Source organism: Lysobacter sp. P5_B12 (assembly GCF_056400425.1).
Window position 1 is genome coordinate 195642 of record NZ_JBFULG010000006.1, and the last position, 25641, is coordinate 221282.

At 60.6% G+C, this 25641-nt stretch carries 26 protein-coding genes; 15 read left to right on the forward strand and 11 right to left on the reverse strand.

Annotation, left to right across the window (positions count from 1 at the left end; genetic code table 11):
- The first annotated feature begins 199 nt into the window (after positions 1-199).
- Genes AC1DOM_RS11600 through AC1DOM_RS11610 form a run of 3 tightly spaced genes read left to right on the forward strand, consistent with a single transcriptional unit; the run spans position 200 to position 1588 of the window.
- A complete protein-coding gene (locus AC1DOM_RS11600; protein WP_498963420.1) occupies positions 200-451 on the forward strand; it encodes a hypothetical protein in 252 nt (83 codons plus the stop codon).
- Between the two features lie 48 nt (positions 452-499).
- Positions 500-1147 (forward strand): hypothetical protein, encoded by a 648-nt coding sequence (locus tag AC1DOM_RS11605; protein WP_498963422.1) that lies wholly within the window; start codon positions 500-502, stop codon positions 1145-1147.
- A 27-nt stretch (positions 1148-1174) separates the two neighbouring features.
- Positions 1175-1588, forward strand: a complete 414-nt coding sequence (locus AC1DOM_RS11610) for a VOC family protein (protein ID WP_498963424.1) — start codon at positions 1175-1177, stop codon at positions 1586-1588.
- A 9-nt stretch (positions 1589-1597) separates the two neighbouring features.
- On the opposite strand, the gene AC1DOM_RS11615 is transcribed toward AC1DOM_RS11610, so the two are convergent.
- Positions 1598-2299: a hypothetical protein gene (locus tag AC1DOM_RS11615; RefSeq protein WP_498963426.1), complete on the reverse strand. Its 702-nt coding sequence runs from the start codon at positions 2297-2299 to the stop codon at positions 1598-1600.
- 126 nt (positions 2300-2425) lie between these two features.
- On the opposite strand from AC1DOM_RS11615, the gene AC1DOM_RS11620 reads away from it, so the two are divergent.
- The 7 genes from AC1DOM_RS11620 (at position 2426) to AC1DOM_RS11650 (ending at position 10351) form a co-directional block, all read left to right on the forward strand.
- Complete coding sequence (locus AC1DOM_RS11620; RefSeq protein WP_498963428.1) at positions 2426-2803, forward strand: hypothetical protein; 378 nt, start codon at positions 2426-2428, stop codon at positions 2801-2803.
- A 114-nt stretch (positions 2804-2917) separates the two neighbouring features.
- A complete protein-coding gene (locus tag AC1DOM_RS11625) occupies positions 2918-5053 on the forward strand; it encodes a M36 family metallopeptidase (RefSeq protein WP_498963430.1) in 2136 nt (711 codons plus the stop codon).
- A 346-nt stretch (positions 5054-5399) separates the two neighbouring features.
- Positions 5400-7169, forward strand: a complete 1770-nt coding sequence (locus AC1DOM_RS11630) for a hypothetical protein (protein WP_498963432.1) — start codon at positions 5400-5402, stop codon at positions 7167-7169.
- Between the two features lie 117 nt (positions 7170-7286).
- Positions 7287-8276 (forward strand): MBL fold metallo-hydrolase, encoded by a 990-nt coding sequence (locus tag AC1DOM_RS11635; RefSeq protein ID WP_498963434.1) that lies wholly within the window; start codon positions 7287-7289, stop codon positions 8274-8276.
- Between the two features lie 68 nt (positions 8277-8344).
- A complete protein-coding gene (locus AC1DOM_RS11640) occupies positions 8345-8731 on the forward strand; it encodes a hypothetical protein (protein ID WP_498963436.1) in 387 nt (128 codons plus the stop codon).
- A 108-nt stretch (positions 8732-8839) separates the two neighbouring features.
- Complete coding sequence (locus AC1DOM_RS11645; RefSeq protein WP_498963438.1) at positions 8840-9418, forward strand: hypothetical protein; 579 nt, start codon at positions 8840-8842, stop codon at positions 9416-9418.
- Between the two features lie 21 nt (positions 9419-9439).
- Positions 9440-10351: a restriction endonuclease gene (locus AC1DOM_RS11650; protein ID WP_498963440.1), complete on the forward strand. Its 912-nt coding sequence runs from the start codon at positions 9440-9442 to the stop codon at positions 10349-10351.
- 17 nt (positions 10352-10368) lie between these two features.
- Here AC1DOM_RS11650 and AC1DOM_RS11655 read toward each other — a convergent pair whose 3' ends face one another.
- Genes AC1DOM_RS11655 through AC1DOM_RS11665 form a run of 3 tightly spaced genes read right to left on the reverse strand, consistent with a single transcriptional unit; the run spans position 10369 to position 12447 of the window.
- Positions 10369-10728: a hypothetical protein gene (locus tag AC1DOM_RS11655; protein ID WP_498963442.1), complete on the reverse strand. Its 360-nt coding sequence runs from the start codon at positions 10726-10728 to the stop codon at positions 10369-10371.
- Positions 10725-11660, reverse strand: coding sequence for a hypothetical protein (locus AC1DOM_RS11660; protein ID WP_498963444.1), 936 nt, complete (start codon positions 11658-11660; stop codon positions 10725-10727). Before AC1DOM_RS11660 ends, AC1DOM_RS11655 begins: the two co-directional genes overlap by 4 nt.
- A gap of 40 nt (positions 11661-11700) precedes the next feature.
- Complete coding sequence (locus tag AC1DOM_RS11665; protein WP_498963446.1) at positions 11701-12447, reverse strand: D-alanyl-D-alanine carboxypeptidase family protein; 747 nt, start codon at positions 12445-12447, stop codon at positions 11701-11703.
- Positions 12448-12641: 194 nt separating this feature from the next.
- On the opposite strand from AC1DOM_RS11665, the gene AC1DOM_RS11670 reads away from it, so the two are divergent.
- Positions 12642-13544 (forward strand): hypothetical protein, encoded by a 903-nt coding sequence (locus tag AC1DOM_RS11670; protein ID WP_498963448.1) that lies wholly within the window; start codon positions 12642-12644, stop codon positions 13542-13544.
- Between the two features lie 106 nt (positions 13545-13650).
- On the opposite strand, the gene AC1DOM_RS11675 is transcribed toward AC1DOM_RS11670, so the two are convergent.
- Positions 13651-14172, reverse strand: coding sequence for a hypothetical protein (locus AC1DOM_RS11675; RefSeq protein WP_498963450.1), 522 nt, complete (start codon positions 14170-14172; stop codon positions 13651-13653).
- Between the two features lie 198 nt (positions 14173-14370).
- Between AC1DOM_RS11675 and AC1DOM_RS11680 the strand changes: the two genes are divergently transcribed.
- The 4 genes from AC1DOM_RS11680 (at position 14371) to AC1DOM_RS11695 (ending at position 19529) form a co-directional block, all read left to right on the forward strand.
- On the forward strand, positions 14371-15936 hold the full coding sequence (locus tag AC1DOM_RS11680; protein WP_498963452.1) for a hypothetical protein: 1566 nt from the start codon (positions 14371-14373) through the stop codon (positions 15934-15936).
- Entirely contained in the window at positions 15926-18433 is a 2508-nt protein-coding gene (locus AC1DOM_RS11685) for a hypothetical protein (protein WP_498963454.1), read from the forward strand. Before AC1DOM_RS11680 ends, AC1DOM_RS11685 begins: the two co-directional genes overlap by 11 nt.
- A 36-nt stretch (positions 18434-18469) precedes the next feature.
- Positions 18470-19225 carry a hypothetical protein gene (locus tag AC1DOM_RS11690; RefSeq protein WP_498963456.1) on the forward strand — a complete coding sequence of 252 codons (756 nt, stop codon included), beginning with the start codon at positions 18470-18472 and terminating at the stop codon, positions 19223-19225.
- Positions 19226-19406: 181 nt separating this feature from the next.
- Positions 19407-19529: a hypothetical protein gene (locus AC1DOM_RS11695; RefSeq protein ID WP_498963458.1), complete on the forward strand. Its 123-nt coding sequence runs from the start codon at positions 19407-19409 to the stop codon at positions 19527-19529.
- A 6-nt stretch (positions 19530-19535) separates the two neighbouring features.
- On the opposite strand, the gene AC1DOM_RS11700 is transcribed toward AC1DOM_RS11695, so the two are convergent.
- The 6 genes from AC1DOM_RS11700 to AC1DOM_RS11725 all read right to left on the reverse strand — a co-directional run.
- Positions 19536-19856 (reverse strand): hypothetical protein, encoded by a 321-nt coding sequence (locus AC1DOM_RS11700; RefSeq protein ID WP_498963460.1) that lies wholly within the window; start codon positions 19854-19856, stop codon positions 19536-19538.
- 180 nt (positions 19857-20036) lie between these two features.
- Positions 20037-20285, reverse strand: a complete 249-nt coding sequence (locus tag AC1DOM_RS11705) for an XAC0095 family protein (RefSeq protein ID WP_498963462.1) — start codon at positions 20283-20285, stop codon at positions 20037-20039.
- A 246-nt stretch (positions 20286-20531) separates the two neighbouring features.
- Positions 20532-23669, reverse strand: a complete 3138-nt coding sequence (locus AC1DOM_RS11710) for a DEAD/DEAH box helicase (protein WP_498963464.1) — start codon at positions 23667-23669, stop codon at positions 20532-20534.
- On the reverse strand, positions 23659-24477 hold the full coding sequence (locus AC1DOM_RS11715) for a Hachiman antiphage defense system protein HamA (protein WP_498963466.1): 819 nt from the start codon (positions 24475-24477) through the stop codon (positions 23659-23661). The genes AC1DOM_RS11710 and AC1DOM_RS11715 overlap by 11 nt, the downstream gene beginning before the upstream one ends.
- Before the next feature lie 154 nt (positions 24478-24631).
- Complete coding sequence (locus tag AC1DOM_RS11720) at positions 24632-25132, reverse strand: hypothetical protein (protein WP_498963468.1); 501 nt, start codon at positions 25130-25132, stop codon at positions 24632-24634.
- Positions 25133-25264: 132 nt separating this feature from the next.
- Positions 25265-25641 (reverse strand): hypothetical protein (locus tag AC1DOM_RS11725; protein ID WP_498963470.1); only part of this gene is annotated, 377 nt, incomplete at its 5' end.

The window sequence follows — 25641 nt, forward strand, 5'->3', positions numbered from 1 at the left end:
AGCGCGCCACTCCATCATTGGCGCGCCGCCCGAACGTGTGAAGTTCCAAATTTTTTTGGGAAAAAAATTTGAAACTCCCCACGCTGGGGCATCACCTTGCGGGTCGCTTCGATCGGGGGCTTCCGCCCGAGCCGGTGTTGGGGGCTGCAAAGCGCTGCTTTGCAGGGAGCTGATTGTTTTCGCACAAGAGCAATGGCAGATGACCAAAATCTTCTCCAAGTGCCTCAAGAGATACGTCGGTGCCGTTATCTTGCTGGGGGCGTTGGCGGCTTCGGCTTGGGCGGCATTCGTGTTTCTCGTGCCCCACGCTCCCGGCTTTGCGCCCGAGATCGGCCCGCGGGCAGCCTTCCTGGCTTTCTTGATCATGGGATCGATCTCGTACTTTTTCTTTGCTGTGCTTGTTGGCGTCGCGGTGTTGGTGAGCACCTCCAGCCCTGAGCGCGACGCATGAAATTCATTCGTTTTGCAAACCAGGGCTCCCGGCGATAACGTCGGCGGCATGGACCTCCACAAGGCGCCACCAGCCAAGCCGGCGTTGATGACGTCCTGGCTTGTTTTCGCCACCTTGGTGGCATGCCTGCTCGTCGCGATGGCGGCGTCGGCGATGCTAGGCATCTCGATGCCGCGATCGGGTTGGTACTTTCCGCCTGAAGTCATGCCGGCGAGTCTGCATCTTATGTATCGCGGGCAACTCGATGCCATGAGGGAGCCGGAGTTGCGTATCGAAGCGGGCGGAACGCGAGTCGCCGCGTTGCGCATCCTTTGCGTGGGAGCGTTCGGCCATTCGGCCGCGGTGCGCTATCAGTTCGACGATGACGGGGCGGACAGGCGCACCGTGTTACTGCAGAGACATGACGTGCCGGCCCGGATCACGGCGGATCGCTCCGACCGATTGACGCGTGCGCAGGCCGACGCGCTCCTCGCGTCGTTGGATGCCTCCGGGTACTGGAACATGGCGGCTGAAGGCGGGGGCGACGGCAATGATGGTCTTCGGATCGTCGTCGAAGCGATCCGCGGCAGCGAACACCGCGTCGTCGATCGTTGGTCGCCCGATTACGACACGAACGAGCGGAATCTCGCGGGATATCACGCTTTTTATCGGGCCGCGTTCGACGATGCGGGCATTCGGAAGGTCTGCGTCGGGTAAACACCGGCGCGCACGGAGGCTCCAACGATGCAGCCGGCCAACGCAATCATCTCCGTCATGCTCGCCGTTCCAAACGCGGCGGAAGCCACGGCGTGGTATCGCCGGGCATTGGGCGCGGAGGTGTCGTGGGATCTGGGTTCGGTCGTCGGTCTGACGATCGCCGGCGCACCGGTGTTTCTCGGCGAGCCGGCAAACAATGGTTGGGCCTCTCCCGAGCGGCTCGGGATGCCGTCGGTCCGAGTGGAAGTGTTCTGTGATGATCCGGATGCGTTCCTGTCCCGCGCTATCGGCGCGGGAGGCGTCGGTCGCACTTACCCGGCGCGCGTGCACGACATGCCGTGGGGGCCGCATCGCCAGGGCAGTTTCGTGGATCCGTTCGGGCACATTTGGTTCGTGGGGGATCGGTCGCCGCTCAACGCCATGGTCGACGCGAGTCGGTAGGAGGCGCTTTCAACCCCATCGCTTGCAAGCAGGGTCGACGACCTTCTGCCTGGTGGCGACCCCACCCCGCTTCAACGCATCGGTGTAAAACGCGACGAACGCATCGAGCCCGCGCGGGCCGGCGTCGTATTCGGGGTACCAACGCACCCGCACGCGATGTTCGCCGTCGCGCACTGTTTCGATGATGACCTCCGAACCATCGGCGCCAAGGAAGTCCTCCTTCGCGGGCATCGACCAGAACCCGCTCGCGTCTAGGGAGGCGAGGATCGCCGCGGACTCGGTCGGCGTGAGCGTCGTGGTGTGGTCGATCCCGATGTTCCCCGGCGTGTCAGCGCCGGCATGACACAACTTGATCGCGCGCCTGGTCGTGGCCGACTTGTCGAAGGTGTAGCGCACCGCCGCAGGGTGTCCAAAGGCCGGCAGCACCAGCACGCGCAGTTCGCTCACGCCAGGCGCGGCGTCGGCGCGCGACGCACCGAGCACCGGTTCTTCCATCGCGAACAGTTGTTTTCCGTACCAGTCTTGCTCGAGGTCGCTCACCGCGCCGGCCGGGAAAAAGTTGCCCGGGTACTCGCGCGGGAAAGGGGCGCCCCTGGTGTAAGCTAGGGAGGCAATCGCGCCGACCACGACGAGGGCGACGAGGCATCCAAGCACCGTTGCCACCATCGGCAAGCGGTCGATGGGTTTGCGATCACGATCCGGCAGGCGCATGCGTCACTCCCCTGTGGTGCGCCGGGCCACGATAGCGTCGGTTGAAGCGTCTTGCCACTCGAGCCAAGTCGGTCGGTTCGTCGGTTAATCTCAGGCGCATCAGCCGAATCGTTGGGCGCACGCGCGATGGACATGTTCGCCACCTTTGGATCACTACCTTTGCCAGCGACCACCGCCATCGTCACAGTGGCGTCGATGTTGGTTGTGCTCGCACTCTCGCGAGTGCTGCAGGTTCGCTGGCTGTGGGCGTCGGCATTCGTCGCGCCGCTCGCCCTCGCCTACTGCATCTATTGGTTACCGGTGTGGATGGACGGAGGCGATCCATCCCAGGCGTCGGCCTGGGCGATGCTGGTGATGACCGTTTGGGGTGGAAGCGGAACGGTTGCCTGCTTGATCCTGGTCGCACTCCTGCGCTTGCGCCGCAAAGCCGCCCCGTTGCGCATGAGTTCGCCCAGCGCCAATGGTGAGGATCGCCGCCGCCTTCAGGAACCCAAGCGACCGTAGACTCTAAATTCACCCGGAACGAACGAACCCGGTCGCCCAATCGGGCGACGCGGCCACGAGGGAGGTGGCCGTGTCCGTTCGCTGGTTTCCCCCACCCCTCCGGGAGTTCCTTCCATGAAAATCCTTGCATCGACCTGCGCGGTCGGCTTGCTCTCCGCTGCCGTCGCCCTCGCCGTCCAGGCGGCCGCCATCTCTCCGTCGGCGCGCGACGACCGCGCCGCCACGCGCATCACGCGCGCCACCAATGGACAAGCCTTGACCGCGCCCTCGCAAGCCGCGGCGTCGACGATCGTTTCGAACTTCCTGCGCGGCAAAGGCCATGGCGCCGGCGCCGTCAACGCGTTGCGCGTGCGCTCGGATGCGCGCGACAGCAAGGGCGTTCGCCAACTGCGCATGCAGCAGGAAGTCGGTGGGCTCGAAGTGCAAGGCGCTTACGTCAAGGCCGCGATCGGTCGCGATGGCAGATTGCTGAGCGTCGTGGAAAATCTTGCGGCCGTTCCTGCCACTGGCCTGCAAGCCGCGCGCGTCGATGAAGCCGCCGCGCTGCGCGTCGCGCTAGTCGCGCGCAATATTGCCGGCGGTCCGCCCGCACGCGTGCAGAAGATCGGTGCCGCCACCAAGTTCGCGAAGGCCAAGGGCTTCCACGATGGCCCGATCGTGACGCGCGTCGCCGTGCCGCTGGCCGATGGCCGCCTGCAAGTCGGGTTCCGCGTCGAGACTTGGCGCGAAGCCGGCAACGACCTCGTCGAAACGCTGGTCTCCGGCGACGGCCGCGTGCTCGATACGAGCCACCGCACCGCGCGCGACGACTATCGCGTGTTCACCGTGGATCCGATCAAGACGCCGCAGGCGATCATCAGCGGGCCGACGAATTGGCTGTTCAACGGCAGCCACCTGAGCGACAACATCACCGGCAACAATGTCCATGCCTACCTGGACACCGACAACGACGGCCTGCCCGACGCCGGCGGCACGCGCGTGTCGAACCGTCGTTTCCTCGCGACCTTCGATCCCGCCACGCAGCCCTATGACGGCGCCAACCCCGACGTCGCGGTGCAGAACCTGTTCTACCTCAACAACGTCATCCACGATCGCCTGTACGCAGCGGGCTTCGACGAAGCCGCGGGCAACTTCCAGGAAAACAACTTCGGCCTGGGCGGCACCGGCAGCGACTCGGTGAATGCCGAAGCGCAAGACGGCGGCAGCACCGACAACGCCAACTTCGCCACGCCGCGCGACGGCCGCAATCCGCGCATGCAGATGTACCTGTGGTCCTCGCCGGAACCGGACCACCAGGTGATCGCAGGCGGCGTGACCTACGCGGCGCGGCGCGCGGAGTTCTCACCGCCCTTCACCCCGGCGGGCCTGCAGGGCACGGTCGTCGCCGCACTCGACGGCGGCGGTGCGAGCAACGCCGATGGTTGCGAAGCCATCACGACCAACGTGAGCGGACAGATCGCACTCGTCGATCGTGGTACGTGCGACTTCGTCGTCAAGGCGGCGAACGCGCAGGCCGCGGGCGCGGTCGCGCTGATCGTCGCGAACAACCGCGTCGGTGATCCGATCGTCATGGGCGGCACGACGCCGCAGATCCCCGCGGTCATGGTGACGCAGGCGGCGGGCGCCACGCTGCGCGCGGCCTCGCCGATCGCAGCGACGATCCGCGTGATCGATCCGCCGCTGATCCGTCGCGACGGCGATCTCGACTCCGACATCGTGTGGCACGAATACGGCCATGGCCTGACGTGGCGCATGATCGGCCGCATGGAAGGCCCGTTGGGCGGTGCGATCGGCGAAGGCATGAGCGACGTGCTTTCGGTCATCGTCAACAACGACGACAAGGTGGCCGAGTACTCGACGGGACTCGTGAACGGCCTGCGCACCGAACCGTATGCGAACTACTCGCGCACCTATGGCGACGTCCAGGGCACCGAAGTGCACTTCGACGGCGAGCTGTACGGCGCGATCGGCTGGCAGGTGTGGAAGAACTTCCAGACCGCGGGTTTCACCGCCGACCAGACGCTGGCGGTGCTCGTCGACGGCATGAACTACACGCCGGCCGAACCCACGTTCGAAGACATGCGCGACGGCATTCTCGCATCGCTCACCGACGTGGGCCAGGAATGCCTGGTGTGGCGCGCGTTCGCGAAGTATGGCGTCGGCGTCGGCGCACGTGGGTCGGCACGCGGGACCAAGGTGGTCATCCGCGAATCCTTTGCGCTGCCTGCGGCGTGTGCCGCGCCGAAGTAAACCTCATCGCGTGAGGCGGAAAACGACGGCGACCCGAAAGGGTCGCCGTTTTCGTGCGCGAGGTTCGAAGCTCCCCAACTCGGGCATCACCTCGACGGGTCGCATCACAAGTCGAACGCGCGAGCGACACGCGGTCGGCCAATCTTGATCTCACCTCCACGAGCGATTCCTGCGAGCGGCAGTCGGGAAGATGCTCCGCGGGCCGTTGCCGGTCCCCCGCGGTCAGACGGCGTCGTCCTTCTTCCAAGGGAATTCGGACATGCCAACCTCCACATCAAGCAAGCGAAACAAACTTAGCGGTCGCATCCTCGCCCTGCTCCTCGCCGGCGCTGGCGTTGCGATCCCCATGATCGCCTTCTCGGTCAACGACGACACCATCTTCGAACTCGAAGGCAACGCGCTGGACAACGCCCCGACCGGCGACGACTGGCAAAACATCGCGGATGATCGTCCTGGTGGCCCCGGACTGATCGCGCAAAACAATTCCAACGTCCAAACGTTCATCACCGACGGCCTCGATGCCACGGACACCGCGTTCACAGGCGGCGGCTCGAAGGACGTCAACAACGTCAATCAATGGCAACAGGTCACCTCCGCGGTCTCGCCCATCAAGAACGAAATCGGCCATGCGTTTGCCGCGGCGTACACCGATCCTTCGAACGGTCACTTGCTGGTCTATTTCGGGCTCGATCGTTCCGGCTCCGGTGGCACCGCCGCGACCGGCTTCTGGTTCTTCAAGGACAAGATCAGCCTCGGCGCCAATGGACAGTTCATCGGCACGCACACCGTCGGCGACATCCTGGTGACTTCCGACTACGTCACCGGTGGCAAGATCGGCGAGATCAACGTCTTCCGGTGGATCGGTGGACAGAAACCCCTGCAGGTCGTGGGCTCCACCTCGACGGGCGGCGGCTTCACCGTCGGCGATCGCTACTGCCTGAACAACGTCGCCGGCCAGACCACGCCCATGGCGTGCGCGGCGTCGAACAGCAATGCCGAAACCGTGCCCTCCTCCTGGTCCACTTACTTCTTCAAGTCCGGCAGCACGTTCGATCCATCGAGCAGCTTCCCGGCGCGCACCTTTTACGAAGGCGGCGTCGACCTGACGCAAATCTTCGGCACCGGATCGACGTGCTTCGCTTCGTTCATGGCGATGACGCGCACGTCCGCCTCCACTTCCGCACAGCTCAAGGATTTCGCACTTGGTGATTTCGCCTTGTGCGACATGTCCGTTGCCAAGGCCTGCAAGGTCGAAGCCGGCGTGAGCCCGGTGGTGAACGACGACGGCGTCAGCGTCCATACCAACTTCACCGTGACCTTCAACAACCCAAGCGGTGGCACCTTGCGTGACGTGCAACTGGTCGAGACGGTCGGCCTGGGCGGCACGACCGGAAACGCCTGCAAGATCACCGCCGTCAACCTCGGATCGGGTGGCACCGCCGCAAACCCGGCGCTGACCTTGAACACCAACCTGGTCAAGGACACGGCGTATGAAATCGCCAACACCATCACGGGCCATTCGTCGGTGACAGTGACGCTGTCCTGCGACAGCCTGGACAACCCGTTCCTCAACAAGGTCCAGGCGCGCGCCAAGACCTTCGTCGGCACGGGCGATCCCGACTTGATCCGGAACTATGAGATGAAGTCCGACGACGACGTCCTGGACGAGTGCGTCGCCCCCACCAACACGGCGATCGACGTGGTCAAGGATTGCGTCGGCAACAAGGTGACGCTGGTGAACACCACGGGCGGCATGAAGGCGCACGCCTGCTTCAGCATCGAAGTCACCAACAAGGGCAACGTCGCATTGAAGAACCTTGTCGTGGCCGATCCGAAGATCAGCGCCAACTCGCTGGTGCCGACCGGGACGACGCTGGGACCCATGGGCTCGGCGACCGACTCGATCCTGCTCGGTGACACCGATGGCAACGGCACGATCGAAGACGACGAAGGCCTGTGCTTCAACGCGATCGCGCCCGACGACGGCGAAACCGATACGGACCTTGCGGTCTTCGGAAACCGGGTGGACGTGAGCGCCGATACGGCCATTCCCGTCCCGAACTTCCCGAACCCGCAGACCGACTACAGCACCGACAGCTGCCCGCTTTGCCAATGACGGCAAGCGACTGCTGAGCAGTTGAACTTCGGGGCGACGGCAACGACCGTCGCCCCGTTTCTTTGCCGTATCAATCAAGGGAGGCCCGCCATGCGTACACGTGATGCTGTTGCCTGGTTGCTGCTGGCGGTGTTGGCCTGTGCCGCCTGCCAACGGCACAGCGACGGCACGTCGGCGTTCGGCGCGGCAGACACGGCGGAAGACACCGGCGACCCGATCCCGGAGCGCTACCGCGAGAACGTATTGAAGTCGGTGAGCGTGCAGCCCAGGCCCGGCAGCATCACCGTCACCTACCTCGGCACCGCGATGCTGCTGGTCGACGACGGCGAAACGCAGCTGTTGATCAACCCACGCGTGAGCCGCTCCACCGACGCCGACACCCGCGCCGACGACACGCGCATCGACGAAACCCTGCACCTGCTGCAAGCCAACCGCCTCCGGGCGATCTTCCTCGCCGGCGCGAACGACCGCATCCGCGACGCGGCCTACATCGCGCACAGGACCGGCGCGACCGTCTACGGCCCGAGCGCATCCCTCGAGGTCGCGCGCGCCGACGGCGTGCCGCAACAACAACTCACCGCGTACATGCCGGGCGGCACCATCAAGGTCGGGAAATTCCGCATCCAGCAGATCGCCTCCAAGGCGGCGCCCTTGCCGAAGGGCAAATCAGGGCGAACACGCCCGGGCGGAAGTTCCACCGACTTCCTCATCACCAAAGGCGCGCGATCGATCCTGATCAAGTCGTCGACGAACTTCCTGCCGGGTGCGCTGGATCATGTGAACGCTGATGTGCTGTTCCTGCCGACCGGCGGGCTGGCGGAACAGAGCGAATACTTCCAGGACCTGTATTACCGGCAGACGGTGGACCAGGTGCATCCGGAGCTTGTGATTCCGTTGCAATGGGACGATGCCACGCGGCCGTTGAGTCGCAAGTTGAGGCTGGCGGAGGGGACGCCGGCTGCGTTTGATTTTCTGATTGATCGACTGCGACAGCACAGGATCAAGTTCGGGTTGTTGCAGGGGTATCAGACGACGGAGTTGTTTGATGCGAAGAGTTGTGCGGTTCCGATTTCGGAGGTGGCGATGCCGGTTCGGCAAGGGGGATAAGGGCGGGCGCTGCTGTTTGCTAGGATCTAAGCCGCACAACCTGCTGGGGGCAGGAACGCATGCGATCGATGAACCGTGGCACCCCGTTCGCTGTTCGACCCATATCCGCGCATGAGCGTGCCGTGCTGGAGCGTGTCGTCCGGCTCGCCCCGTGCGACGACGTCGACATGCCGCCGCTCGAGCAGCTCGACTCGCTTCAGGTTGTGGGGACGTGTGCGTGTGGCTGCGCGACCGTGAACTTCCAACCTTACAAGCAGGGAGAGGTGCCCGAGCTGGTGGCTGACGGCGTCGCTGAGACGCCGAGTGGCGACCACGTGGGAGTGCTTGTGTTTGCGCTGGATGGCGCGTTTGTCTGTTTGGAGATCGTTGGATATGGGGACGATCCTGCGCCGTTGCCGGTGGTGTCGTCGGTGAGTGGGTGGAATAGCCTCGCGACGAAATTCTCTGGCCGATAGTGCTTGCGGGTCCCTGCCCCTCTGGTTTGCTTACTGGCTTGTTGGGCCAATCCGATGTCGATAGGCTCGATTCAAAAGGGCGCTCGGGGGAATGCTATGCGATGTTCAATGACGGGCAAAGAGATGACCGACTCCTCAGATGGCATCTGGGATGACGGCGAGTGGATCAGTTGGGACTACATCAATGAACAGTTGGAAGAGCGGGAACTTCTTGCGGAGTATCCAGGGGCAAGCATCGAGTTGATCAACGCCTTCGAGGCTTTGCTGGACGCTGCCATCTACTACAAGCAATTGACTGGCCGTTACCTGCAGATATGGGGAGAGCTTGGCGAGTTCTATGCGGAGATCAAACTTGGCCTCAAACGGCACAGAGCGCACGCCGCTGGCTCCGATGGACGCATTGGGAACGACTTCATCGAGGTCAAAACGATCTCTCCCGAAAAAGGTGACGACCTGGTCCTGGTCAAACGAAGCGGGAACTTCAACAAACTGATGGTCGTGAAGGTTTCGAAGGACTTCGAGTTTGAATCTCGCACCATCGACCGTAAGTACATTCGAAAGGGTCCGGGCGCATACGCCAAGGTTCGTTGGGCCGACTGCCCCAAGCCGCCCAACGCTAAACGTGTTCACGTGGTTCACTCGGTTGCTTGGCTGCAACCCACCGGCAACTTGGTAGGATCGCCGTAGCTCGTTCCTGCAGGGGGCAGGATGTCTCTCAAACGTGTTTCCCAAAGGCGCGACGATGCGCTTGCCCGCACTGACTGGGCGGAAGTCGAACGACTGCTCGCCAAGCACTACGGCTACGCCGGCTATGAGGTCGACCATTGCGGCACCGGCAACGGTGGGTCCCGTTACGACGGCGGCATCGATCTCAAGCTGCGACGCGCTGAGGAATACATCGTCGTTCAGTGCAAGCACTGGAACGCGATGAAGGTGCCTCACAACGATGTGCACCAGTTGATTGGGGTGATGGTCAACGAAGGCGCGACCGGTGCGATCCTGGTGACAAGCGGCGAGTTCACGCGCGCGGCGGTGGAAGCGGCGACGAAGCAAGGTCATGTGCAGTTGGTCGATGGCGACGATCTGCGCGCGATGTTGGGGCCGTTGCCCGAGCCGTTGCCTGCGCCACCTTCCGGGTTCACGGACTCGATGACCTCGAAGCTGGGGCCGCACGCAAAGGGAGCTGCGGCTTATATCGGCGAGCGGTTGCTTAGCGCCGCGGAAGATCGGATTCGCGGCGGCGGGCGGAGATCGGTCGCGTCCAGGTCAGTTGGCTTCACCGCGAAGGCCTTCATCTTCAAAACATTGTTTGCGGTGCTCGCTCCAATCCTCATCGTGATTGCCTTCCTGACTTGGTTCAACCGCGTGTTCGTACCGGAGCATCTGGTGCCGATGGGCCCCGCTACGTCCGCTCGGATCCAGCAGCAGCGCCCTGTCATGCAGCCGCAGCCACCGGTCATCGAGCAAGTAGAGACGGCGCCGCCCGCCTACACGTTACGCACGCCCACACCCGAGGAAATCCGCGAGCAGCAACGCAGGGCCGAGGAATCCATCAAGGTCCTCGAAGCCAACACGCCGGAGTTGTACGAAGGCCGGCCCGGGCAAGTACGGGGACAGTAACGAAGGGCGCCCGCGCTCTAGATGAGCTTGACCTTGTCGAGGATCTTGTCCACTACGCCGAGGAACTTGCTGATCGCTTTGATCAAATCAACCAATCTCGCGATTGAGTTGATTGAGGCCTGCAACTGATCTGACGCTGCTAACACGCCCTCGATCTGGCGGTCGATGGCTTCCGAGGTCTGCCGGAACAACAGCCGGCCGCAAACGCGGATTCGTAGGTACACCTCATCCATCTCCAGGGAGATCGCACTGGCATCCTCCACGGACTCCGTCGTCGAAAGCCTCTCGAATAAAGCCCTGTGTTGGAGGACAAGCGCTTGCTGTAGCTCCTGCAGACTCATGTTCTTCTGAGCGGCATCGTTGGCGTTGTCGTTCATTTGCCTGCTCCCTCAGCCTCGGCCGCTGCTTCGCGTGCTTCTTCAATCGTGCTCTTGGTGGTACTCCAGCGCGCATACTCCGCGTTTACCAGCGCGAGCAGGCTGGCAGCGCTCTGCGTGCGGCCTTCGGCGAGCTCGGCATGCGATTGACCGAGCAGTTCCAGGGAGCGGCGAATGGAGTCGAGCGATCGATCCTGCGCATCCCGCTCATCCATATTTGATGCGTATAGCGTTGCAATCTCGCGTCTCTTCGTGAGGTCGGACGTCTTGGTCTCGCGGAACGCGGCGTCACGCTCTTTCAGCACTTGCAGCCATGCGGCCGCGTTGACTGCGCGGATACCTTCGGTGTCGTTCTCGCCGATCGCGGAGGCCATCGACGCAAACGTTGCCTGGATGCCAGGGTCCGCCGCGCGAATCGCGGCCAATGCGTCCTTCTCGGCCTTCATCTGCACAAGCAAGCCGCCAAGCGTCGCGAACCCAGATGCAACGCCTGCGGGCAATTCGTTATTCCTGACTTTGCCGAACTGCTCCCCAAGCGCGACGAGCTCTGTATGAACCCCCTCGCGAACGTTCGGATCGAGGAGCTCTTGCAGAAGCTTGGAATATTGGTCAATCAGCCCGAACGCACGCTTCCATTTGTCTGTGGCGCCCTTCTCCAACACTTGTTCGAACAGCGCTTCGCCAAGGGCCTTTTGGCTTGATGCATACTCAACCATGCGTTGCCGATCGAATGCGTTGATCTCGGCGAATGCCTGTTCTGTCCTTTGGTCAACAGAAGCCACGCCTTGACGGAACTGCGGAATCTCATCGGATGCCGGCACGGTCCTGCAAGCTGCAAGGACGAAGAGCCAAGCGAGCGTCAGGACTCGGGTCATGATGGCGAGTTGGGAACCCGATGACGATGCCCTTGGCGAGCCACGATCGAGCAGCATTGGAAATCTCCAGATGATGAAAGGAACTCCCCTCAGACGATCAAGCGGCGGCCAGGAACCCCGTGTGGCAATAGCCATCCGCCGATCCGTCACCCTCGATATCGACGAGCGCCCAGCCGCCTTCATTCCTGAGCGAGAAAAGCATCTGATTGAAAGGCAGGCTGCGAACGGTCGGGAATTCCGTGCCGGGCCCGGATCGTACCCAGAGGCCACCGCGTGCGATCACCTTCAACGCAACGGGTGAGCCGCCGACATTAGCCCCCTCGAGAGGAGGGCGCTGAATTCCACCAGGCAATGGCGGTGATCTTGGCTCGCTGCTCCACGACTCGATGGTGGCTTCCAGATTGTCAGCCCATGTGGTGTCTCCACCTCCTGGGTAGTCCCCGGCAAGAAGCGAGTCAAGTCGAACACCGGTCATCTGCACGTGCGGCCTTTCGTTGCCAAGAGGTTCAAGCCCTTCTGCGCGCGCGATTTCGTGCATCGCATTCCAGCGTTGCAGGAAGCTCCCATCGTCCCGCCACGACCAGTTCCCATGGCCATCGCTCAATACGATGTCCGCAGCCAATCCGTATTGGTGATACGAGCGCCACGGCGGCGCATCCGTCACGATGGGGCCGCGACGAGTTCTCCCCTGTGCGTACAACTCGCGCTGGCGCTGGGGTGTTCGGAAAGCTTCGAACAATGCGAAGTTCCACTCATCAGCGCTAGCCGGCAACTTTCCGAGGAAAGCATCAAGTCGGCGGCGAAATTCAGGATGCAGTCGATCCTTGTCGATGTTTCTCGGCATGTCGCACCCCCGCAGGTGTCTGCCGAATGCCAACGATGGCGTGCGAAGTTGTCGGACAACGCGCCGACGAACGGCGGCAACATCTGTCCGTGTGCTCAAAGATTGGGCGTTCGATTGGTGTAAATCCAAAATGCAGATGCGCCCTTCAGTTCACCTCGTGACCAAAGGTGCGCGTCGGAAAATGGAGAGCCCGCATGTACACTATGTCGAAGTTTTTGATTGCCTTCGCGTTACTGTTGTTGCCGTGCAGTCACGCCATCGCCGAGCAAGAAAACAAGGAAGCAGACAAGCAATATGTGGACTCCGACTTCTTGAAGCTTCGTGAAGACAGGCGCGTGGCCGTGGATGAAATCGCACGTCGCGAGAAGGTCCTTGCCCAGCAAAAGCAGCAACTCGATAAACTCACCGCGGAAGCTGCTGACGACTTGAGGCTGCACCAGGCCTATGCAACCAAGAAGCAGCGGATCGAACAAATCATAGAATCAAGGAAGCGTCCCGGAGCAGTGATTCCACCACCAAAGGGGAATCTCCCAATCGAGGTCCTCAACACGCTGGTTCTTGAAGACCTTCCCAACCAGGACCTTGCGCGCGTACTCACGGACACAAACGACGCAATTGCGAAAATCAATGCGCGCACCCAACAGAAAGGGGCGTTGGAACAGAGAGTACAGGCTGCCTCCGAAGACCTGGACAAGGGCAAGAACGCACTTCGCAAGTCAGATGACGAAATTGGTTTCGCGCTTGCCTTCCGAGATGCCCAGAACCAGTACCGAATGATCATCAGCCTGACTTTTGCGGCGATCGTGATGCTACTTGTCGCTTCCTTCTTCAACGTTGTCCGCGACAACAACACTGTCATGGAAAGCATATTCTCCGGCGACGCCGGCATTCAGTTCATCACGCTGTTCTCAATTGTCGTGGCTGTCATTTTGTTCGGCATCCTGGAGATCCTTGGCGCCAACGAATTGTCCGCGTTGCTTGGCGGCCTGTCTGGCTACATTCTGGGCAAGACCGGCGCCGCTTCTCAGAAAACCGGCGCACAGCCAATTCCTCCCGCTGCGAAAGAAAATGTAGAGGCTGTTGGTGTCGTCGGGTAGCCCATCGACACGCGCGTAAGGACCCGTCACCTTCCGAGCTCGGAAGCGCGATTTCGTGGCGTATTTGAAAGTTTGTCGCTCCATCGTCAACGCACGCGAATGCCGCTCACTTGTTCAAGAACTCGCTTTCGTTCCGTTCAAATCGAATTCGCCAATCGGGAGTCGCAAAGTCATGTTGATCCCAAACGGACTTCAGCGCGTCCTGCAGGGACCTGACGCATGGCATCAGGCTGTCCCACACGCGGTCCATCAGCATCTCGGCATCTTGAGACGACTGACTGTCTTCGTCGCAACCACCAGGACCCTCTAGATCATTGAGCCCTTCGACTACATCGTCTTGGATGAGTGCGTCCAGATCGCCTGCCGAAATCTCACCCACGGCATAACGTCGCAGCAACAGTTCGCACTCCTCTAGCACTCGATCTAGTGACTCGATTGAACGCAACAAGGGGGCAAACGTAGGCATGCCCGAGAACTGATCGTGTCGCTCCTTGAGCAGATGCCTGAAAAGCCTGACAACGCGGATCCGGCTGCGCACGAATCCGAAATGCTCTTCGTTCGCCAAATCTTCGAGTCTCAGCCGCAACAACTTGTTGGACTTGTTGTGTAGAAACCCACTGTCCGCCATTGACACTTCCCCCAAAGGTCTTGTGGCTAAGATACTCTAAACCGATACAGGGGTCGGCGGTCTGCAAGTGGTCACCTTGCGGCTACCGAAAGGGGACAAATGGGAATTCATACCGGTTGGCTTGCGCCACCCGTCGCCATTGGCGGCATCGACCACTTGGGCACGCAGTCACCGTGCCAGCTCGTGTACGCACAGTTGATGCCTGGCATCACCAACGTGACGGATCGCGCGAGGTATTACTCGCTCTACCCTTGGGTGATCTGGTCGTTCGACGAACGCTATCCCAAAAGCGACGTGACCCATTTCATCAGTCGCTTTCGTCGTGCGGACTTTCTCTTGACGCTCGTTGCCGAGCGCCACGCACGCAAGCTGGATGAGCCAGATTTCCTCCACGGCGCCGCGATGGCCGGCCGCACGCAGCTAAACGCAGCAATGACGCAGCTGAAGACCGAAGGCTCCATCGACTTGGACACCTTCGCGACGCGTGCCAACGAGCCCACCCGCTACTTCAAGAAGACACTCGGGGGCTTGGGCCAGTACTACGTCGGAACGCTCGCCGATCTGCAATTGCTCAATACAAAGCATCACGGCTGGGTCCGCTACACCGACAAGCTTGGGGAACCACTCGCACGAGCAGTCGATGCTGCCACCCCAGCAGATCGCTTCTGGGATGTCGTCGAGGCGGGCCGCGTCAACTCCAACGACCTCGATGCCCTGTCGAAATTTTGCCCATGCGGTCTGCGTGCTGGCACGCAGGAATACACCCTCCTCGAAGAACTGTTCTTCGGTGAGGGGGAGCATTACACCAAGGCGGAAGGAGGCCGCCAGCGAAGACTGTCGCTTGCGTTGCAGTTGCACCTTGCCGATTCCCTCGCGGAGGCCGGCGACTCGGCCTTCGACGTGGACCAGTTCCGTGGCGCTGTCTACTCCGCGCACTTGCCGAACGGCCAGCCCTGGCAGCTCCCGGCCTCATTGCAGGCAACCAGGGAATGCTGGGGGGTGTATCAGGCAAACGAGCTTCTATCGGTTGCCTTCCTCAGCGTATTGGCATCGACATTGGATTTACTCGCCGATCGCCAGGGGAATGGCTATGCGCCCTTCCCCACGATCGAAGCGCTCGCCTCGCACTTCGCCGGGGGCGCGTTCGGCGCTGCGTTGGAATCAGCGTGCAATTCAGAGTCATTTGGCGACTTCATCGCCAACCTTAAGTCCGCGGCGCCGGTTCTCGGTGACTGGATGCACCCGGACCACGAACACCAGCTCTGCGATGCTTTGATCGGCTCGGCGCGAGGCGATCTTTCGGCGGAAGCGCTGGTGGTTCGCGCCTTCCAGGTGATTGCTCTGCTTGCCAGTCGCCTGGACGAACAGCGCCCTGCCTATGAGGGCATCCTGCTGGCCCACGATGATCTCAAGCGTTACCCCATCAATCTTGAAAGCTTCCGGCTGCGGGTCTCGCAGTGGCGCCATGCCAGCGTCAGCGACGTACTGCGGGATATCACACAGTGGTGCCTCACCACGCACCTAACGGTTGCGCTCCGCAAACTGCGCGAGACGAGCCGCTCAACGTTTAGGTTTCGCGTAGGCGAGCGCGGAGTTGAGATCGTGGACGAAACGCCGCTCCCGACACGCACGACGCCGCGCTTCAACCAATCCACGCAGGTGCTGGTCGACATGGGTGCATTGCGCCCGCAGGGCGGCGACCGCCATGAGGATGTCGTAGTCACCGAAACCGGACGCGCATGGATGGCACGCCATGGCGATTGAACAAATTTCAATCCTCGACGCGATCAAAGCGGGTGACATCCAAGCCTCCTTGTTCACGACATTCAACGCAAACCTGAAGTTCTACGAGGATCTGATTCTTCGGCGTTTGATGGCAGGTGGATGTCGCAACAACGTCGTGGTCATGGACCAACAGCAATGCGCGATTGCCTGCGCCAGTGCGGCAACACGGCCAAGCTTGGCCGGCGTCGCATACACGCTGGCGCCGATTTCCGTAAGTGGTGCATTCCATCCGAAGATTTGCCTGCTTGCAGGGAAGCGACGAGCGAGCCTCTTCGTCGGGAGCCACAACCTGACGATTTCGGGGTTCGGCTATAACCGGGAGGTCACGGCCTTCAACAGCTTGGCCGGATCGCCCGGATCGGAAGCGCGCAACGCCCTGTCCCATGGTTGGGCGACCGTACGCCAATGGCTCGCCACTTCCGGCCTGCCCGACGCGCTTCTCGAATCGGCCTACAAGCTCGACAAGGCCTTTGGCGTCCAATTCGACGCGGCCCAGGACCCCGAGGTGCGTCTCCTGACGCAGCACCCCGGCTCGATCGGATTGCTGGATCAGCTTGCCGCCCTGGCGCCCGAGCAGGTCCGTCGCATCTGCGTCGTCGGCGCATTCTTCGACGCCGAAGGCCGCTTTGTCGGTGACCTGCTGCGGCGCTGGCCCGCGGCGCAAGTCGTTCTCGGCGTCGAACCCGGAACAGTCTGGTTGTCGCGCCTTCCCGAAAGCGAACGTCTCAAGGTCGTGGATGCCGGCAAGCTGAGTGCCGAACGCCGTGGCTATCTGCACGCTAAGGCGCTGTATCTGGAGGGAACTTCGGGGCGCGCCCTGTTCGCGAGCGGAAGCGCCAATCCGAGTGCTCCGGCATGGACGACGGGCGGCGCCACCGTCAACACCGAAGCGATGCTGGTGCGCATGGACGACGCGGCGAGGCAATGCGCGGCGGCGCTGGGCATGGACGACCTCCAGTCGAAACGTCCGTTGTCGAGCAAGGTGCTCGCCGACGTGATTACGCGGTCGCATGCGTTAATCGACATTCCCAAGGACGACGCTTCGCGCGTACTCATCGGCATTGCAAGCCACGCGGCGCAGATCATCTCGCTCGACGTATCGAGCCTGCCTGTCTTCGATCATGTCGAAGCGCGAGACGACTCAGATCATCCTTTGACAGATGTTGGTCTGGACTGGTCGACACCCGGCGTCCTGCGCGTCGCCGAAAAGCTTGCTCAGATTCGGTCATTGATTATTCGCAATGGCGACCTGCTGGCTGCGCGCGTGCTTGTGCATCACCCCGAGGTCATCGATCGCCAGATCAGGCACGCGGCCCAGGAACCCACGGTCGATCTCCTGCGCGCATTGGGCTCGGAAATCGAAGATATCTCTCGTGTCCTCCCCGCGCTCGAACGCCTCATCTTCTCCGACGGCGTCGCCCAGGTGTTGCGCATCCCGGCGCAACGAGGCGATGTGCGAGACAACGCAGATCCACCCCCTGCCCCGCGGCCCGAGACCTTGCGCGTCCCATTGGCCGAAACACATAGGAAGGCGGCCCCCTCCCTTTTCGCCGCTTCGCACGATCTCGCCTACCTGATCGAAATCCTGACGCGACATATCGATGTCGGAGCCGAAACCCGCGCACGCGGCGTGGATCGCGCCGGGCGATCGGAAGAAGAGCAGATCGGGCAGGACGACGAGGACGAGTTGACACCTCCTCCGCAGTCGCCGCAGGCCTCTGATGCGGAGATCGGCGAGGCAGTGTGCAGGCGCGTGGGCAAGCTGTGCAGGCGCATGGCAAAGGCGATCGAGATCGCCCCGCGCTCACCGCTCGGCACTGCAGGCATCATCGTCCAACTCGTGGCCGTCCTTGCATTGCTCCAAGAGCTGTCGAAGCTTGAGCTTCGGGATCGCTGGCGCCAAATCGCCCTGTTCTGGGACGAGGACCTCGAGAGCCTTGTCGATGCCGCACTCGAACGCATCTTCGTATCAGACGATGGCGTTCATTCGCTCTGCGCTAGCGAGACCCCCGAAGAGGTCATTCACTTGGTTAGCGTCATGTTGTGGGCCACCTGGCAGCTCGGATTCGAGTGGTGGTCCCCGCCGGGGCGTGACCTCGATGCCGAGGAACAGGAAGAACGCGCAGGGCGCAACGCCAGCATGGTCCGCCTGCTTGCCCTGGCGGCCGAGCATGCCGTTTGGAGCGAAGTACGCTCACATATCGAACGCACGCTGCCGCCCGATCCATTACCGCTACGCAATGCACTTCGGTGGCTCGAACGCCATACGAGCGTTTCGCAAGCGCTGATGGCACTGTCCCAATCGAGTAGCCCCGCCCAAACGCAGATTGGCGCGGGCGATGTCGTCGACGTGCCCGCGGTCATCGACCGCCTACTGGTCGCAATCARCACCGATGGTCGAACCGTGAAAGTGGGATCTGGCGGTGAAGGGCGCAGCTTCCTGCTCAAGTGCGTGCGATTCCTGGCTCGTGTCTGACCCTGCCGTCTGTTCCGTCACTACAAGGGGTACGTGATGATTGAAAAGCACACCTTCGCGTTTCTGATTTGCGCGATGACCATCTCCGGCACCGCGCTTGCTGGCAGCACGTCGCAGGTGGTCCCAATCGGCGAAGGCAAGTACATGCTCACGGGCCGCAACACGACCGTGTTTGGCAGCTCCGACGGTATTGCGGCCAAGCTCATGCAGAAGGCCAATGCGTTCTGCCAAGACGAAGCGAAATCCGAGGCGGTCTTGCTTGACGTATCTGGCGAATCTGCTGCCGTAGGCGTCCGCACGGCCTCGTCAACAATCTATTTCCGATGTGGCGCTTCACCGGCTGGCAAATCACGTGAAACGGCCGAGGCGAGCGCACTACCCGATTCCTACTACGCACGCGTGGAGCAACTTCAACAAGGGATCCTTAGCGGAGATATCCCGGTCGTAAAGGGGTTCTTGTCCCCTTCGGTCTCTCCCGCGTTTACGCCAATGAGCGAATCCGATGCCGCATTGCTGGAAGGGCGTTCAACCTGGTGGTCGGGTAGCAAGGACCACTGGTCCATGCATTTGAAAAATGTGACGGGCGCAGGCGTGGAAGCATTTGAATTCACTCTCGCCAATGGCACGTGCAGCGCTCCAACTTCAAATCCGGTCAAGGCAGTCGTGCAGCTTGCTCGGCCGATCCCATCAGGGCAAAGCGCGGTCATCAACTTTTCAGGGCCACTTGCCGCCACCGTAGATGGCGAACAGATGTGTGGTGTGGTTTCTGCAGCATGGGAATCAAAGCAATAACGGCGTCGATAAACGGGGACACTAAATGCGACACACGAGAATCGTTCTTTTGGCGCTACTGGGGGTCTGCGGCACGGCCTCCGCGTATGTGATTGGCGGCTCCARCCTGGGGTTCTCAGGCTATCCCGATCCGACCTGTTACAAACCGAGCCGCCCATACGACCTGTCGAACGAGTACGCCGTGGACAGTTACAACCGTGGGATCAGGGAATACCGCGAGTGCCTTGAGACCTATTTGGACAATGCGCAGAACGACATCAATCGCATCAAGGAAAAAATGCGGGAGACCGTGGATAACGCCTGAACTCGGCTAGGCCCGACGTTGTCGCGCCACGGCGCTACCATGCCCTACCCGCTCGAAAATCGGCAGCGACGCATCCAGCGCAGCGACATCCGCCTGCGCGCCGGCGATGTCCAGGTTGGGTGGCATGACGTCGGGGTTGTTGGTCGCGGCGCGGATGGTGGTGCGCATGAAATCCACGGTCTTCGGGCCGGCGAAGGTCATCTTCTTGCGCTGCGGGGGCGCGAGCGTGATCAGGTCCTTTAGCACGGCCTCGATCTGCGCGAGCGCCTGCATGACGGTGGCCACCTGCTCGGGGGTGATGGTGATCGAAACGAGGTTTTGCGACACGGGAAGACTCCGCCTTGGTTTGTGTGCGGAAGTCTTCGCATGCGCCATGCGCGTCGAACATTGCTTCTTGGGGCAAACCGGACCTGCACTTCGGGGCAATGCCGACGGGCGGTCGTGGTAGCCGCTGCATCGATCGGGTTGCCTCCAGGCCCCCGAGGAGGCACCCGATCCAATGGGCTTTCAGTTCAGTTGCGGTCTCCCCGCGACGATGACCGCGTCGAGGTCGCGCGCCAGGGACGTGAAGCACCACGCCATCGCGTCGGGGCGCAGGCTGTAGGCGCCATCGCTGGCGACGGTTCCGTACTCGGAGAGGGACGCCAGCAGGCGCAGGTGATCGCGCATCTGGATCAGGCACAGTTGCGCTGCGGGAGGAATGATGACGTTGGGCATCTCGCGTTTGCCGCGGGTGCGCGGGGACTTCTTGCGCATGGTGACCTCCATGTGAGTGGGCGCTTGCCTGGCGTTGCGCTGGGCAAGGACATTCGGAGGTTCGAAGTCTGGTCGGAGAGAGCTTCCCCTTGCGGAGTGTTGCGTCAGCTACCTCCGACGCAGGTCCCACTAATCGGTTGTGCATGAAGTGCTTGCACAAGTACCCACCTAGGCGTCGGTGGCGGGGCCGATATGTGGGAGCTTCTACACTCCGTAACGCAACTCTGCTCCGTTCACTGAACAAGATCAAGTCGGATCCGGTCGCCGCCAAACGATCTCGGCAAAAACGCTTCGGAAATACGACGGAAGCCCCGTAATAGTGCCCCGGAGCTGCTCCTCCCATTCCAATATTAGATTTCTCGCGGTCTCAACGGACGTTGCTCGGCCCCACACAACTTCGTCTATGCCCTGCGCAACTTCGCGATCCGCGAAGCCAGCTTCAAAGAAATATGTAGCGTTGGATGTCGGCAGCCCGTACTTCAAGCGCCTTTGATAGAGGTCGATAAATCCTCGAACCCTTATCACGATCTGTGTTGGTTCCGTTTTAGCAGCGTAACTATTTCTGATAGCTGCAACTATCAGTGGAAGCTCATAAGCAAATGATTGCTCACAAAGCGAGACGACGTCATCCAGGCTGAAGCGGCGTTGCTGCGTTTCACCCCAAGCGTGCCTTACCCCCCGATCATCTAGCAGCTCTCTGAGTTCGACGTAAGGGCGCCCCGCAAGCCAAGCCCTGACGAATTCTCGCATTTCTTCACGGGGATCTGCCGTACGAAACAATCTGCTAGAGGACATCTCAAACAGCAAATCGAGAACTACCTCGCCGACCTCATCATCGCTATTGCACGCAAGCAACCGAATCAAATTCTGATCGAGCCATTGTTCAACGCGAAGGGAATCGCGAACGCCTAGAAGCGAGCGTCCGAACCGCTGTCGGTCAACTGATGCAGGCACATCGGCGACTATAAGCCTTGCGACTGCGGCAAAAAGATCTCGCAAGACTTCACGCTCCACAGTACTGGCCAAATTGTATGCGAACGTCTCCTCGACTAATTCGACAGAGCGGCGCACGAACGCGTCATCATCCTCGCCTTCCAACCCATGGGACATCAGATAACTTTGAATAGCGTTCATGCCGACGAGCTTCGAACGCAACTGGAAGAGAAAATCGGCCGCGGTGAGTCTGGCCACTCTAAGCTGAGCGGAATATTTCCTAACTAGGTCATTCCCCTCGACAAGCAGCATTTCCTCAAACGAAATGCCAGAGAAGTGTCGACCAAAAGCGCCAGAAAAAGGCTGGATCAACGCCAGCAACGAGCTTCCCGTCGGCTCCGAGTTTTCAGGAAACAGAAGTCTGTTCGCCTCGCTCCACCTCCACCGATCCGAGCTCTCATTACGAAGATCGTAAGGCTTTGTATCAGTAAAAATTACCGTACCTTCTCCATGAATGCCGGCCCTTCCTACCCTCCCCATAAGGTTCTGGAAGTCGCGCACCTTCATAGGAACCTGACCTTGCCTTGTCGACGTGACTAGCAAATATCGGATCGGCAGGTTCACGCCCTGCGCTAGCGTCGACGTGCATGCGACAAATCGAATGAGTCCGTCACGCATAGCATGTTCGATCGCAAGGCGAATGCCGTGAGGTGTATCTCCATGATGGGCGAATATTCCAAGCGCGGCGCTGCGTGTAATATCGCTTTTCTCACCAAAGTGACGCACATAGAGGGCATGCAGTTGCTCTATTTCTAGCGGATCACTAACTAAGGCAGGGCTACCGAATGACACGCCTTTTTGAATGACATCGATCGCCTGCCGAAGAAAACTAGGTATTGAATCTTTGCGACCGAAGAACACGGCCACCGCGCCATTCCCTACCAACTTGAGCGCAAGATACAAGGCGTTCGAAATACTGTCGCTACTGGAAGGGAACATCTGGACACGACCGCCACGCATCCGACTGTTCAAGGGCTCTGGCTGTATCACTCGCGGAACAAAGTAGGATAGCTGGGCGCCAGGCGAGTCACGAAACTGGAGGCGACCGAACGGGCCGCTCCAACTCGCGAAAGCGACGTTTCGGAATGTCTGCAATCGCGTATCGGTCAGCAGCGCCCCCTGATCACCCATAAGCCACTCCGCCAAAGCAAATGCGTTTTGGATGACCGCCGACACCAGCAGAATCTGTGCGCCGCCCGACAACGTTGCCTTGATCGACGTGATCAACAGCTCGTAGACGATGCCTCTCGATCCCGAGTCAAACTGGTGCCCTTCATCAAAGATGAGCAAACCGACGTCTGCGACGAAGCCTGGGTCTCCGCGAAGCAGGTAGACGAGTTTCTCAGGCGTCACTACAACTACTCGAGGCGCAACTTCGATGTCATCTAGAGCCACGTCCTCCGACAGATCATCCGGCGCCAAAACATCGCTCACGTAATTTATGTCGACGTTCTCTCCGAAAAATGCTGCGCGCAGTGTCTGGGCAATCTCCTCGCACAACGCGCGAAACGGGGCGACGACAACGGAAATATTCGACCTTCTGCTTAGCATTGCCGAACGGAGAACCAACTCAATTGCTTTGGTCTTGCCTGCGCTTGTTGGGAGCTGAACGACGCTGGAGGAACCCGCGAACACTCCCACGGAACCCAAGAGCCGTTGCGAAGGCCAAAACTCCTTAAGACCGGAGCTTTTGCCCAGATAGTCTTCCCACGAGCTAGCCGGTATCCCGCTAAACTGCGGAAGCAGCGTTCGCGCTGAATTCTGAATTCTCGTAATCGCGACCGCGCACAGAATGTCTGTAAAAAGCAGCTCGCGGTCATCGCCGCCTCTGTATGCTCGCTCGCGCAGTTCAGAGATACTTTGGCGTAGATCTGCCTCATCGCTGCTTGCGTAGTGCCGTTGTAGAGCGTTGCATACCAAGCTGATTTGCGTATCTAACGAATCAGGAACGGCCTGAACCCAGGGGGCGCCAAGAACCCACTCGAGCGCCACTAGCTCAACCGCCTGCACAGGTACTCCACGCTCAAAATTTCGACGTTCAACTGCGGAATTGCCCGGCATGTCGGCTAGGTAGTAGGCCGCGGAGCTGAGTAGCAATAGCTCCGGAGTCGGAGCTTCGTTGAGCCTTGAGTCCACATAGGCATTCAAAACGACGGCGGCAAAGCGAACATCCAGCTCGTCGCTCCGATACTCGTTCCTCCAGCCGATGTAGTCGCTTACGATCTGGGCCGAGTAGTCGCCTATCGAGCCAATTGCCAATGGAAAAAGCTTCTCGACAACCAGATCGTCCGGGATGCGGATGTGCAGATCATCCGGAACTCGATACTCATACATCTTTCCTCGCGCTTTGGTTATCGCCAGTGCGCGATCAGCCTTTGCATCATGCTTCATTGGCGGCTATCTCGTAGAGCCGATCTGCGATCTCCATGAAATCGTCGGCGTGAAGGACAATGAGCCGCAAATTCTTATTCTTGTGCGTCGAGCAGTCAGTTGCCTCGATCGTGGCAGGGTGAAAAACGTTCGAACTGAATAGCGCTGCAGCACCACTAACTTGCGTGTACGGATTCGAAACCGGATCCTGAAATCTCTCTACACGAGCAGCGACAGCCGAATCCCCGCGGACGATGAGCCGATGTTTCAGGGCGTTGAGCGTGGTTGCCAGTCGATACTCGTCCTTGATCGAGTCGTTGACCGCATCTTTCAGGCGGGCCGCCGGGCGCGCCCCAGTCAACTGCGCCTTCGATTCGCAGGCGATGAGTTCATCATCCGATGATGGCGTTCCATCTTGGTTGGCGAACTTGTAGCCGACGATGTCGGTTCCTTTTGGCGACTCATTGCGGGAACTCTTGTTCTCGTAGCGAGTGCGCGGAATCTCGTATCCGAGTCGAAATTCGAGCAAGTCGGAGATCAGAATCTCTGCGAAATCTCCCGATCTAACACTCGGGCCAGGCTTCACATTTCGGTCCGGAAAAATCGTGTTCTCTAGGAATTCGCGACGTGACCCCTCGTAGGGCGTGCCGGCCTTCAAGGCATCAAGAAGATGATCCTTGAGGTAATGCTCTCTAAAATGCTTCGCCCACGCACTCCATGTCGCTGCGTCCGCAAAGTCGCAAACCAGGTTCCATACCTCAACATCCCGGCCGTCCTGCGTCTTAAGGCGGTCGCCGGTGTCGTTTAACCAAAGCGAATGGCCAGCCACGTTTTTCCCCGGTTTCCACCTGCGCTATTGATCCCGCATGAGCGACTATCTCCCCGGTCGCTCTTAGACAGGCAACGTTACATGGAGATCAGCGAGACCGCGAGCGGCGTGACCAATACTCACTTCTTATACGGTTCAGAAATGCAAACCGTGCCTACCGTGGCAACGTCCGTCCGGTGACAGCCAAGTAATACCGCGCGCCTGGCTGCGTCGCAGGATCGAGCACTCCAAATTCATCGTCCGTCATCTTCACTAGGCTCGTTCCCTGCTTCGCCAAACACGCGTCGACGCGGGCGGCGAGCTCAGGCGCCGCACCGAAGACAGTGGCATTCAGGTCCGCCAAAAGCGCCCATTGCTCCGAGACGTCGAACATGACGAACTCCAGCGAGAAGTTATCGCTGTAACGAAGGCGTTGGCGGAGCTCCGCCCAATCGGGCGCCAGCGCCTCCAACTCCGGGTAGACCGGGGTGTAGCGAGCAATGCGCAATTCAGAGGGCGCGGCTGCGGCGACGATCGCGTCGAACAGCACCTGGGGCATCGTGAGCTCGTATGCGTCGCGATAGAGAATGCAGCCGCGCCATGTGGGATCGACGAATGGCGGGAGCATGTCGCCTTCTTCGTTGAAGAAGCGTTTTCGCGGGTCTGCCTGGGTCATGCGGCATGATGGGCGGGACCCGTAGTTGAGCGCAACGTCAGGAGACAGCTGGCTTCCTGAGATTTCGAGTACCACCCCGCGTGCGTAAGGTGCTCAGGGAGTTGCGGATGCGCTTCCCAGGTCCGCCAGATCTCAATCAACACTCCCGGGTGCTATTCGGTTTTGGCGCTTGAGATCTTGATACTGGTCTTCCTTGATTCTGCCTATTCGATAGGCGAGTACTCGCCAAGCGTCGGCCTGTTGATCCCTTACAACAATAGTAATTTCATCCTGATCTCCCGCTTCAAATCGCGTTCGACAAAGATAGATTGCGGCCGGCACGGCATCACGAGCATTTAAATCGTCTTCCCGTGGCTCACGGTGGTAATCGTTGAATAGATAGCAGTGCCTCTTTCGTACCTGTCCGGTGTCAGATCGCACGTTGGCAAGCATCCGACTGAAGATCCTTACAACCCGATCCTCTTCAACTGGAAAGCGCCGCTCATAGATCCACATGGGGTAGTCGGAAT

Excerpts from the sequence above, each read along its gene's own strand:
- AC1DOM_RS11605 (WP_498963422.1), top strand. The coding sequence starts at position 500 with ATGGACCTCCACAAGGCGCCACCAGCCAAGCCGGCGTTGATGACGTCC.
- AC1DOM_RS11625 (WP_498963430.1), top strand. The coding sequence starts at position 2,918 with ATGAAAATCCTTGCATCGACCTGCGCGGTCGGCTTGCTCTCCGCTGCC.
- AC1DOM_RS11660 (WP_498963444.1), bottom strand. The coding sequence starts at position 11,660 with ATGCTGCTCGATCGTGGCTCGCCAAGGGCATCGTCATCGGGTTCCCAA.
- AC1DOM_RS11705 (WP_498963462.1), bottom strand. The coding sequence starts at position 20,285 with ATGCGCAAGAAGTCCCCGCGCACCCGCGGCAAACGCGAGATGCCCAAC.
- AC1DOM_RS11720 (WP_498963468.1), bottom strand. The coding sequence starts at position 25,132 with ATGACCCAGGCAGACCCGCGAAAACGCTTCTTCAACGAAGAAGGCGAC.
- AC1DOM_RS11665 (WP_498963446.1), bottom strand. The coding sequence starts at position 12,447 with ATGCCGAGAAACATCGACAAGGATCGACTGCATCCTGAATTTCGCCGC.
- AC1DOM_RS11655 (WP_498963442.1), bottom strand. The coding sequence starts at position 10,728 with ATGAACGACAACGCCAACGATGCCGCTCAGAAGAACATGAGTCTGCAG.
- AC1DOM_RS11650 (WP_498963440.1), top strand. The coding sequence starts at position 9,440 with ATGTCTCTCAAACGTGTTTCCCAAAGGCGCGACGATGCGCTTGCCCGC.
- AC1DOM_RS11610 (WP_498963424.1), top strand. The coding sequence starts at position 1,175 with ATGCAGCCGGCCAACGCAATCATCTCCGTCATGCTCGCCGTTCCAAAC.
- AC1DOM_RS11645 (WP_498963438.1), top strand. The coding sequence starts at position 8,840 with ATGACGGGCAAAGAGATGACCGACTCCTCAGATGGCATCTGGGATGAC.
- AC1DOM_RS11600 (WP_498963420.1), top strand. The coding sequence starts at position 200 with ATGACCAAAATCTTCTCCAAGTGCCTCAAGAGATACGTCGGTGCCGTT.
- AC1DOM_RS11670 (WP_498963448.1), top strand. The coding sequence starts at position 12,642 with ATGTACACTATGTCGAAGTTTTTGATTGCCTTCGCGTTACTGTTGTTG.
- AC1DOM_RS11675 (WP_498963450.1), bottom strand. The coding sequence starts at position 14,172 with ATGGCGGACAGTGGGTTTCTACACAACAAGTCCAACAAGTTGTTGCGG.
- AC1DOM_RS11640 (WP_498963436.1), top strand. The coding sequence starts at position 8,345 with ATGAACCGTGGCACCCCGTTCGCTGTTCGACCCATATCCGCGCATGAG.
- AC1DOM_RS11680 (WP_498963452.1), top strand. The coding sequence starts at position 14,371 with ATGCCTGGCATCACCAACGTGACGGATCGCGCGAGGTATTACTCGCTC.
- AC1DOM_RS11630 (WP_498963432.1), top strand. The coding sequence starts at position 5,400 with ATGATCGCCTTCTCGGTCAACGACGACACCATCTTCGAACTCGAAGGC.
- AC1DOM_RS11620 (WP_498963428.1), top strand. The coding sequence starts at position 2,426 with ATGGACATGTTCGCCACCTTTGGATCACTACCTTTGCCAGCGACCACC.
- AC1DOM_RS11710 (WP_498963464.1), bottom strand. The coding sequence starts at position 23,669 with ATGAAGCATGATGCAAAGGCTGATCGCGCACTGGCGATAACCAAAGCG.
- AC1DOM_RS11690 (WP_498963456.1), top strand. The coding sequence starts at position 18,470 with ATGATTGAAAAGCACACCTTCGCGTTTCTGATTTGCGCGATGACCATC.
- AC1DOM_RS11615 (WP_498963426.1), bottom strand. The coding sequence starts at position 2,299 with ATGCGCCTGCCGGATCGTGATCGCAAACCCATCGACCGCTTGCCGATG.